Here is a 7,051-nt window from a genome sequence, read left to right as displayed (position 1 = left end):
CTCTTCGGCAGAACCATACGGAGGGCCGTAATTATTGGCTAAGTCAAAGTGGGTGATACCCAAATCAAATGCACGTTGCAGCATGGCACGAGCATTAGCTTGCGAATCTACGGCCCCAAAATTTTGCCACAAACCCAGTGACAAGCGTGGCAAACGCAAGCCGCTTTTACCACAGCGCTGGAATTTCATAGTTTTGTAACGATCGGGATTGGCGACGTAAAGCGGATTGGGTTCGTGGGTTATCATTTTTAATCCTGGGATTGTGGTGAATAGTGTGGGGGAAACAGACCTGACCGGAGGCGCGCATTTTACCTGAAAAGTAGGGTAAACAAGCTTGGGTGAGTGTAAAGAAAAGTAGCTATAAGTGTTCTCTGGAGAATTAACTTGTTTGCTTTAGCGTCGTTAAATGCGTTCCGTTTTGACAGCGAGTCAAGCTTGGCCGTTCGTCTTACATGGATTGGCTTAATTGGTCGTTGCAATCACGTAATGGTTTTATTTTCTGCATAAAAAATCCCTGCCAGTTTATCTGGCAGGGATTTTTGGTGTTAGTGTTTATCGTGTTTCTTACCCTTTTCCTTTCCTTTCGATTTTTTATGCTCGTGGTCATGCTCGTGTTCGCGTTGGTAGCTTTCTTCGTATTCGATTGATTTGATGAAATATACCGGCCGCTCACAGGCATGGTATTTATGGCAATGTTTGCCCCAGTTTTTGGCATGGCCGGGCGGCACATGCAGATAAACGGGTTTGTATTTGGAATAGCGGGGCTCTTTAACAATCACCATGGGCTGTGGATAGTAAATGTCCGGATGTGAGTCTTTGCCCAACTCAACACGGCCATAGACACCAGGTGCGACTTCGCCTTCCAAAACCACATTAATACCCAAGTCGTCCGCCTGCGTCGGCAGGCTTGCCAACACACCGAAACATATCAAGAGATTTGCAATTCGCTTGTTCATAATAGGTACCTCTGTTGGTGAACACGTCATCACCATAGCGCTTTGGGATGAAGTATTCAGTGCGCCAGTGCATATAGTGCAATTTTTCGCGCCATTCCTGCGTTAACGCGTCGCATAACTGGCGACCAATATCCCCCAGATCACCAGTACACAAATATTCCCCAACATGTAGGCGCGCATGCGATGGATCACATTGTTACCGGTCAGATGGATCCAGCTATGGACAACGCGTGCCAGAACAAAAATCCAGGCGCTAATAATCATCGCCGGTACCTGTATCCCAAGTGCTATGGCAATTGCCCCTGCGGTATAAAACAGCATCGGTACTTCAAACAGGTTGGTGTAATTACGTGCTGCCTGTGCGACCTCGTCGGGTATATCGCCAGAGTTAAGGCGAAATTGACTGAGCCGAATCTCTCCAGATTTGACGGCTTTTACCCGGAGGCGGAACAGGTGGATGGCAACTGCGAAAGTGACGAGCACCATGGCAAATAGCGGGTAAAGCATAGGATTAGTCCTTCATCTGTTTGTTATAAGGTGTCTTCACTATAGCTGTATTCCGCGTGAGCAAGCCAGTGCGAATCGCTGCAGGGGGACATTCGCTGATTCTGGCACTATAATGGCCGCCTTTGTTTGCCAGCCCGCTGGCGTGCATCACTTTCTTAGCTTTCTTAACCAGCCATTACAAGGTAGATCCATGATTATCAAGCCTAAAGTTCGCGGTTTTATTTGTACCAACGCCCATCCGCAAGGTTGTGCGGCCAACGTCCAAGAGCAAATCGCCTTCACTAAAGCCAAAGGACCTGTGGCAAATGCCCCGAAAAAAGTATTGGTGCTGGGCTGTTCTACCGGTTTTGGTTTGTCCTCACGTATCACAGCTGCATTTGGCGGAGGGGCTGATACTCTGGGTGTGTGCTTTGAAAAAGAGCCAAGTGAAAGCAAAACCGCTACTGCCGGTTACTACAATACGTCGGCCTTTCACGACGCAGCCAAAGCCGCTGGTTTGTATGCGCATACCATCAATGGCGATGCTTTCTCTGATGCATTGAAAGATCAGGTCATCAGCGAGCTGAAAAACTCGATTGGCAAAGTGGATTTGGTCATTTACAGCTTGGCCTCGCCGCGTCGCACCGACCCAAAAACCGGTGAAGTTTACAACTCGGTTCTCAAGCCCATCGGCAAGCAGTACATCTCTAAAAATCTGAATACTGACACGCTGAAAATTGCCGATGTCACCATCGAGCCCGCGTCGGACGAAGAAATCGCCAATACCGTTAAAGTGATGGGCGGTGAAGATTGGGAAATGTGGATTGATGCACTTAAAGGTGCTGATTTGTTGTCCGACAATTTCCAGACCGTTGCTTACACCTATCTCGGCGATAAGCTGACGTGGCCAATCTACGGCAAGGCGACTATCGGTAAAGCCAAAGAAGATTTGGATCGCGCAGCAAAAACCCTGAGTGCAAAACACGGTGGTAACGCGCGCGTTGCGGTATTGAAAGCGGTTGTAACACAAGCGAGTTCTGCAATTCCGGTAATGCCGTTGTATTTGGCAATCCTGTTTAAAGTGATGAAAGAGCAGGGCACCCATGAAGGTTGTATCGAGCAGATCCAGCGTTTGTTTAAAGAGTGTTTGTACTCTGCAACTCCGCGCTTGGATGATGCCAACCGCTACCGTGTTGATGAGCTGGAATTGAATCCATCGGTACAAACCAAAGTAGAAGAAATTTGGGAACAAGTAACCGAAGAAAACCTGTTTGAACTGACCGACTTTGCGGGATACAAAGCGGAATTCCTGCGCTTGTTCGGCTTCGGTTTAAACGGTGTGGATTACGATGCGGAAACATCACCGCTGGTGCAGACGAATTTCTAATCCCCGCTACACAGTCCCTCGCCTCGGCGGGGGATTTTTTTATCTGCCATTGTTTTTATCGATCTTTATTTTTATCCGGAGCCTGAATGCGTAAACGTATTGCGATAGATATGGATGAGACCATCTGCGACACCCTGACCCGTCACCTCGATTGGTACAACACCGAGTTCCAACAAAACCTCACTAAAGCTGATTTATACGCTACTAAAATTTACCACAAGGTTCCCGAAGCGCATGTCGCACGTGTGCGAGCTTACCCTGACATACCCGCGTTTTTTGACGATATCCCACCCTATGACAATGCAATTGAAGTGATTCGTGAATTACATGAATCCTATGAAATTGTCATCGCCACGGCAGCCATGGAGCATCCCACTTCGTTTTCACCTAAATACGAATGGTTGGTGAAATATTTGCCGTTTTTATCGCCAATGAATTTTATTTTTTGCGGAAAGAAAAATGTCGTGCACGCGGATTATTTAATTGATGACAGCGCGCGTCATTTTGAGGGGTTTGTGGGGCAGGGTATTTTATTTTCTGCGCCGCACAATATGGCGGAGCTGGGGCAGGTGCGTGTTAATGACTGGCTTGAAGTGCGCGACTATTTTTTACGTTAGCCGCACACTTGTCTAATTAGTGGTTACTCCAGTCCATGAAAAAAACGTTCAGCGCGCGGTAAAAAATAATCCTCATAATCGAGCGACATAACAACACTGCGTGAGCGGCCGACAAACTCGCTGCGCGGTACAAAACCAATTACGCGCGAATCGGCGCTATTATCACGGTTGTCACCGAGCATCAAATACTGGTTTGCGGGCACGGTGACTGGGCCAAAGTTTGCGTAGGTTTTAGCATTTGGATCAAGGCGAACTATATGATGTTTGCCTGGCAAGTGTTCCAGCCAATCGCCGTTGGTGGCCGCTGTATAGGTTATTGCGGTACCGTTGATGTAGAGGCGGTTATCTTGCATGACTACTGTATCGCCTGGTACGCCAATAACCCGTTTGACCAGGCGTTTGTCGGCCACTTTGGAATCAAATACGGCAATGTCACCGCGTGCGGGGTCGGCAATTTTGTATAGTGAAATATGGGTGAAAGGGATGCGCAGGTCGTAGGCCATTTTATTCAGGCCTATGCGGTCACCTTCGATCAGGGTGGGTTTCATCGAGCCGCTGGGAACATCATTCCAATCGGCAATAGCGCTGCGGAAACAGAACATCAATGCTAAAAATAATAATAGCGAGCGGTTTTCCATCCAAAAACGTTTCATTAATTATCCCTCGGGTTGATCTGGGCTGAGTAATGCACAAAAATGCGCAGCCTTTATGACACTGGGGTCACAGGCAAGTTCACAGGTTAGGTTGATGCGAATACTGAATCATTTGCGTGGCATGTTAGTTACGGCCATTTTTTCTATCACCATTTGTATGGTCGCTTTAGTGGTGGTGCCCTTTGCAATGGTCAAATTATTGGTGCCTTTGCCTGCGCTGCGGCGTGCAATTGACCGGTTACTGGATGCGGTCTCCAACCTGTGGATTATTTTCAACACCTGGCAGCAGACCTACACGCTGCCAACCCAGGTTGAAGTGCAAGGGCTGGGGGATCTAAGCCGGGATGAGTGGTACATGTTGATTGCCAACCACCAATCCTGGACTGACATACTGGTGCTGGTGCGCGCCTTTAATGCCCGCATCCCGGGCGTCAAATTTTTCTTTAAACAAAGCTTGTTGTGGGTTCCGGTTCTGGGTCTGGCGCTCTGGGGGCTGGATTTCCCGCATATGCGCCGCTATTCCAAAGCCAAGCTGGCACGCCATCCAGAGTTGAAAGGTAAGGATGTTGAGCAAACCCGTAAGGCATGTGAACGCTTCCGTCATCATCCCGTTACGATAATCAATTTCCTCGAAGGCACGCGTTTTACCCCGGCTAAACAGGCACAGCAAAATTCGCCTTATCGCCATCTGCTGATGCCCAAGGCGGGTGGCTTGGCGTTTACTTTGGGTGCTATGGGCGGGCAGTTGCATCGCATGCTGGACGTGACTATCCATTATCCTGAAGGAATCCCTACTTATTGGGATTATGCCTGTGGCCGGGTGAAACGCATCCAAGTGCATATCCGCCAACTGCCAATTCCTGCTGAATTGATTGGTGATTACACCGAGGACGCTGAATTTCGCGTGGGTTTCCAGCAGTGGGTCAACCATCTTTGGCAGGCTAAAGATGACCTGATCGAGTCAATGAAGTCCAGCGGGAAAAATTAAGCTAGGAAAGTCAGTGTGCTAAACGTTATCCTAGTTGCGGAACTTGGTCACAGTGGCGAAGCCGCTGAGAATAAGTAAGTTCGTATACGCCGACAGGAGGGCCGCATGTTTTACACGCTGAATGATCTTTTTGCCAAATTAGGTCTACCCAACTCTCCCGCTGAGATTGATGCCTTTATCCAAAAACATAACCCGCTGCCGCAAGCTGAACCTCTGGCTAGCGCCCCTTTCTGGACTGCCGAACAAGCGGCATTCCTGCGTGAAGCTCGTCAGGATCACTCTGATTGGGCCGAAGTTGTGGATGAGCTTAACTGCTTGTTACGCGACTAATCTCGATTCCCGCTACAGCTAACGACCGGCCATGTGCCGGTCGTTTTCATTTGGCCGTCAGGTTTTCTATGTTATGGTTCACCCCTCCTAACTTGAGGTAACAGGATTTCACTATGCATAAATTGACCATTGTACTTGCGCTTACTGCACTCTCTACCACCGCGTTTGCCGATGATAAAAAACGCCCTTGGGATGTGGAAGTCGATATAGGTGCAATTGCCACCTCCGGCAACACCGAAACCACCAGTCTGCAATTTAAAGTAGATGCCAAACAAAATTTGGAAAAATGGGAAAACCAATACGTCTTCAATTCACTGTTCAAAGAAGATGAAGTTGAGCAGGACGATGAAACCACCAGTAAAGAAAAAACCGCAGAAAAATATTTTGGCTCGGCAAAATTTGCCTACTTATTAGGTGTTGAAAAATCTTATCTGTTTGGTTTTGGTTCCCATACCGACGATAAATTCGGTGCTTATCGCACCTATAGTACTATCGCATTGGGTTATGGTGACTGGCTCTACTCCAGCTCTACATTTAACTGGTTTGTGGAGGCTGGTCCGGGTTATTTTGAAGGTGAAAAAGTGATCGGTAGTGATGACGATACTATCCCCGATAGTATTACGGATGAAAGCGGCGCTATGCTTCGCGCCGCAACTGCGCTGGAGTGGAAAATAACCAGCAATGCAGAATTCAAACAAATCATCAGTGTTGAATCGGGTGCGGACAATACCCGTACCCAAAGTGAAACCTCACTGGCGACATCCATCAATGGCAGTATGAAAATGAAAGTGGGTTTTGCTATTGCCAATGACAGCGATGTAGCACCTGGTAAAGAAAAAACCGATACCACGACCTTTGTGAATCTGGTTTACAGTTTTTAATTCACTTCTTTTTATAAGGGGGCAAAGTGCCTGCAGGCATCTCCTGCACAGGGATTGTGGCAAGTCCTGTTAGGCGCTTTGCGAGTGAACCGTTATAATTCGTACATCTGTATTTTTTCCATCGCAGGGATTTCCTGCCCTATATATTTAAATCGCTATGGCCTCAGTTCATTTTTCGCGCGCGTTATTAGCCCCTCGCCACTGGCTCACTTGGGTGGGTGTTGGGGTGTGGTTTTTAGTTGCGCAATTACCTTATCGCCTACAGTTGGCGATGGCGCGTGGACTTAGTCCGTTATTGCGTAAAAATAAAAAACGTCTGCATCAAGCACAGACCAATTTGCGTTTGTGTTTTCCGGAATTGAGTGATGCCGAACGTGAAATCTTATTAAAAGAAACTTTGTTTTCTACCGCTATGGCGGTATTTGAAACCGGTATTGCCTGGTTCTGGCCTAAAGCGCGCTTGCGCAGGTTATTTACCATTACCGGTATTGAGCATGTTGAACAGGCGCGCGCTGAAGGGCAGGGCGCACTGTTGTTAAGTTTGCATTTCACCACGTTGGATATCGGCAGCGCCATGCTTGGCCAACACGTGAACTACGATGGTATGTATCGCCCGCACGCCAATGCAGTTTACGATTATCTGCAAAAAACACGGCGCGAAGCTTACTGCAAAGGAGGTATGGCATTTAGCCGTGACAATGTGCGTGCGATGGTGAGCCAGCTGCGTAAAGGCCGGATGATCTGGTATGCCCC

The 7,051-nt window shown here is 48.0% G+C and carries 10 protein-coding genes; 6 read left to right on the top strand and 4 right to left on the bottom strand.

From position 1 onward, the window contains the following. From ACWA6V_RS14580 to ACWA6V_RS14570, 3 genes are all read right to left on the bottom strand, one after another. The coding region (locus tag ACWA6V_RS14580; protein ID WP_449523176.1) for an aldo/keto reductase at positions 1-246 on the bottom strand (246 nt) is incomplete at its 3' end. Between the two features lie 299 nt (positions 247-545). Then, positions 546-956 (bottom strand): hypothetical protein, encoded by a 411-nt coding sequence (locus tag ACWA6V_RS14575; protein WP_449523175.1) that lies wholly within the window; start codon positions 954-956, stop codon positions 546-548. A 102-nt stretch (positions 957-1,058) separates the two neighbouring features. Beyond that, positions 1,059-1,463, bottom strand: a complete 405-nt coding sequence (locus ACWA6V_RS14570) for an MAPEG family protein (RefSeq protein ID WP_449523174.1) — start codon at positions 1,461-1,463, stop codon at positions 1,059-1,061. 190 nt (positions 1,464-1,653) lie between these two features. Here ACWA6V_RS14570 and fabV point away from each other — a divergent pair, with 190 nt between their 5' ends. Beyond that, entirely contained in the window at positions 1,654-2,829 is a 1,176-nt protein-coding gene (gene fabV, locus ACWA6V_RS14565) for an enoyl-ACP reductase FabV (RefSeq protein WP_449523173.1), read from the top strand. A gap of 86 nt (positions 2,830-2,915) precedes the next feature. Then, a complete protein-coding gene (locus ACWA6V_RS14560) occupies positions 2,916-3,446 on the top strand; it encodes a 5' nucleotidase, NT5C type (protein WP_449523172.1) in 531 nt (176 codons plus the stop codon). Between the two features lie 23 nt (positions 3,447-3,469). Here the strand turns inward: ACWA6V_RS14560 and lepB are convergent, their stop codons facing one another. Then, positions 3,470-4,099: a signal peptidase I gene (gene lepB / locus ACWA6V_RS14555; protein ID WP_449523171.1), complete on the bottom strand. Its 630-nt coding sequence runs from the start codon at positions 4,097-4,099 to the stop codon at positions 3,470-3,472. A gap of 94 nt (positions 4,100-4,193) precedes the next feature. Between lepB and ACWA6V_RS14550 the strand changes: the two genes are divergently transcribed. The 4 genes from ACWA6V_RS14550 to ACWA6V_RS14535 form a co-directional block, all read left to right on the top strand. Then, the gene (locus tag ACWA6V_RS14550) at positions 4,194-5,087 is read left to right on the top strand and encodes an acyltransferase (protein WP_449523170.1); all 894 of its coding nucleotides are present in this window, start codon (positions 4,194-4,196) and stop codon (positions 5,085-5,087) included. A 105-nt stretch (positions 5,088-5,192) separates the two neighbouring features. Then, positions 5,193-5,417 (top strand): DUF2789 domain-containing protein, encoded by a 225-nt coding sequence (locus ACWA6V_RS14545; RefSeq protein ID WP_310073736.1) that lies wholly within the window; start codon positions 5,193-5,195, stop codon positions 5,415-5,417. A gap of 113 nt (positions 5,418-5,530) precedes the next feature. Continuing rightward, the gene (locus tag ACWA6V_RS14540; RefSeq protein WP_449523169.1) at positions 5,531-6,298 is read left to right on the top strand and encodes a DUF481 domain-containing protein; all 768 of its coding nucleotides are present in this window, start codon (positions 5,531-5,533) and stop codon (positions 6,296-6,298) included. Positions 6,299-6,455: 157 nt separating this feature from the next. Continuing rightward, on the top strand, positions 6,456-7,051 hold a 596-nt coding region (locus ACWA6V_RS14535; RefSeq protein ID WP_449523168.1), incomplete at its 3' end, for an LpxL/LpxP family acyltransferase.

This window comes from Cellvibrio sp. (assembly GCF_053579595.1).
Note: the sequence above shows the minus strand (reverse complement) of the source record. Positions and strands in the feature narration are given on the sequence as shown.